At 71.6% G+C, this 2,676-nt stretch carries 4 protein-coding genes; all 4 read right to left on the reverse strand.

What is annotated here, in order from left to right; genetic code table 11:
- A partial coding sequence (locus C5O18_RS08440) for an FAD-dependent oxidoreductase (RefSeq protein WP_241146795.1) occupies positions 1–470 on the reverse strand: 470 nt, incomplete at its 3' end.
- Positions 467–1,579, reverse strand: a complete 1,113-nt coding sequence (locus C5O18_RS08445; RefSeq protein WP_241146796.1) for an aminotransferase class V-fold PLP-dependent enzyme — start codon at positions 1,577–1,579, stop codon at positions 467–469. The genes C5O18_RS08440 and C5O18_RS08445, both read right to left, overlap by 4 nt.
- A 213-nt stretch (positions 1,580–1,792) precedes the next feature.
- Positions 1,793–2,230 (reverse strand): MAPEG family protein, encoded by a 438-nt coding sequence (locus C5O18_RS08450; RefSeq protein WP_105193117.1) that lies wholly within the window; start codon positions 2,228–2,230, stop codon positions 1,793–1,795.
- A gap of 73 nt (positions 2,231–2,303) precedes the next feature.
- A partial coding sequence (locus tag C5O18_RS08455) for a M48 family metalloprotease (protein ID WP_158249312.1) occupies positions 2,304–2,676 on the reverse strand: 373 nt, incomplete at its 5' end.

Consider the following 2,676-nt stretch of genomic DNA (forward strand, 5'->3'; position numbering starts at 1 on the left):
CGCCGGCCGTCGATCTCGACCGTGGTGGCATCCGCCAGGCGGGCATGGCCTTCATGGATGACCACGCCGCTGCCTTCCAGCAGCCTGCGGTAGATCCCGTTGAGGCGCGCGATCTCGCGGTTCTTGGCGGCGATCAGGGTCGGCCAGTCGAAGGCCGGCGCGCCGCCGTCCTCCGCTCCGATGACCTGCCAGCCGTAGGCAGCGGCGTGGGCCAGCTCGTCGCGATAGTGCGCCCCGTACGACAGCAGCTTCTTCGGCACGCAGCCGACATTGACGCAGGTGCCGCCGAGGTAGCGGCTCTCCGCCACCGCCACGCGGGCGCCGAAGCCGGCCGCGAAGCGCGCCGCGCGCACGCCGCCGGAACCGGCGCCGATCACGAACAGGTCGACATCGAAGTCGCCGGCGGCCGCGCTCCCGTCAGCCATGCTCCCGCCCGCCGCGCTGTCCTGGCCGGCGCGTCCGGCGCTCATGCCCCGGCTCCCGGCTTCAGCCCCAGCGCCGCCAGCGCATCGGCCAGGCGCTGCACGGTGCGGTCGATGTTGTGCAGTTTGTCGAGCCCGAACAGGCCGACACGGAAGGTCTTGAAGCCCGCCGGCTCGTCGCACACCAGCGGCACGCCGGCGGCCGTCTGCAGGCCCTGGGCGATGAAATCGCGCCCGGTGTGCAGGCCGTCATCGCCGGTGTGGCTGACCACCACGCCCGGCGCCTCGAAGCCCGGCGCCGCGACGCTCCTGATGCCGTGGTCGCGGAACAGCGCACGCACCCGCGCGCCCAGGTTGCGCTGGCGCGTAGCGAGATCATCTAGGCCGGCAGCCACCGTCTCCAGCATGGCATCGCGGAAGCGCGCCAGGGCATCGGTGGGCATGGTGGCATGGTAGGCGTGCCCGCCCTTCTCGTAGGCCTGCATGATCTGCAGCCACTTCAGCAGGTCGCCGGCGAAACTGGTGCTGCGCGTGTGCGTGATGCGCTCGGCGGCGGTAGCGCTGAACATGACCAGCGCGCAGCACGGCGAGGCCGTCCAGCCCTTCTGCGGCGCGCTGATGAGCACGTCGACGCCGGTCTTGCGCATGTCCACCCAAAGCGTGCCGGAGGCCACGCAGTCGAGCACGAACAGGCCGCCGACGGCATGCACGGCATCTGCCACGGCGCGCAGGTAGTCGTCCGGCAGCAGGATGCCCGACGCCGTTTCCACATGCGGCGCGAACACCAGGTCCGGCTGCTCGCGGGCGATGGCCGCCAGCACCTCTTCCAGCGGCGCCGGCGCCCAGGCGGCATCGGGCGCATCCGACAGCGGACGGGCCTTGAGCACGGTCTCGCTGGCGGGAATGCCGCCGGCCTCGAAGATCTGCGACCAGCGGTAGCTGAACCAGCCGTTGCGCAGCACCAGGCACTTGCGGCCGGTGGCGAACTGGCGCGCCACCGCTTCCATGCCGAAGCTGCCGCCGCCCGGCACCACCGCCACCGCCTCGGCGGCGTAGACCCGCTTCAGGGTGGACGAGATATCGCGCATGACCTGCTGGAAGGTCGCGGACATGTGATTGAGCGCGCGGTCGGTGAACACCACCGAGTACTCGTGCAGGCGTGGCGCGGCGGCGGGCTGATCGGGAAGCTGCGCGGCGGCCGGTCGGATATCGGCCGGTGTGGCTGTCGTGGTCAAGGGCATCTCCAGGGCCGGAACGGCGGATGACGGTGCCTGTTCGTATACCCCGCCCGGGAAGGCGGGGCAACCGTACGGAAGGCGTAATGCCCCGGCCGGCCGGCGACCACGGCAGGCGCAGGCGTCAGCGCTGCGTCAGAACACCACGCGCACGGCGTTGACCGTGAGCGCCAGCAGCGCCAGCGACGACAGCGAGAACACCAGGAAGCGCAGCTGGATGAAGTTGATCAGCGCCTGCACGAAGCTGTGCAGCACGCGCAGGCCGACATAGGCCCAGGCCAGCACCAGGTTGAGGCCGTCGCCCTGCCCCAGCAGCGCCAGCGCCAGCGCCACGGCGTAGAAGATGGTCGGCTGTTCCATCAGGTGGTTGTAGTTGTCGGCTTTCCAGCGCACGGCCGCCGGCAGCGTGTTCATCTGCTCGCCGCGCGGCGCGCTGGGGTCGAGGCGCATGCGCATGCGCATGATGGCCGGTATGCGGGTGGCGTACATCCACGCCCACATCACCATGGACCAGGCGACCAGGGCCACCACGGGCGCGATGATGGGGGCGAACTCGGGGCTTTGCGGCGTCATGTCGATCTCCGTCGGACTTGGGACCGACGGAGGATGTCACGCCCCGGACCGGCACGGCAACCGGGGCCCGGGCTCAGCGTGCGGAGCCCGGGCCGGCACGCTCCCTCAGGCTGCTGATGCGCTCGTGCGTGGCCGGATGCGTCGACAGCAGCACCGGGGCATCGTGGCCCGGCACTCTCTGCATGCGCTCCAGGATGTCCGCCAGCGCATGCGGCGAGCGGCCGGAGGCGATCAGCGCCGCCGCCGCGTGGGCATCGGCCTCGCGCTCGAGATCACGCGAGTAGCGCGCCTGCAGCAGCACCGCCGGTGCGGCGGCGAGCAGGGCACTGATGTCGCCCAGCACGGCGCCCGCCAAGCCGGCGACCACCGAGCCCTGGATCAGCGCGCGCAGGCCGTGGCGCTCGCGCACATGCCCGAGCTCGTGAGCGAGCACGCCCAGCACCTCG

The sequence above is a fragment of the Amnimonas aquatica genome (assembly GCF_002943415.1).
Taxonomy (GTDB): Bacteria; Pseudomonadota; Gammaproteobacteria; order Pseudomonadales; family Moraxellaceae; genus Perlucidibaca; species Perlucidibaca aquatica_A.

Coding starts and splice junctions, on each gene's coding strand:
- C5O18_RS08450 (WP_105193117.1), bottom strand. CDS start 2,230: ATGACGCCGCAAAGCCCCGAGTTCGCCCCCATCATCGCGCCCGTGGTG.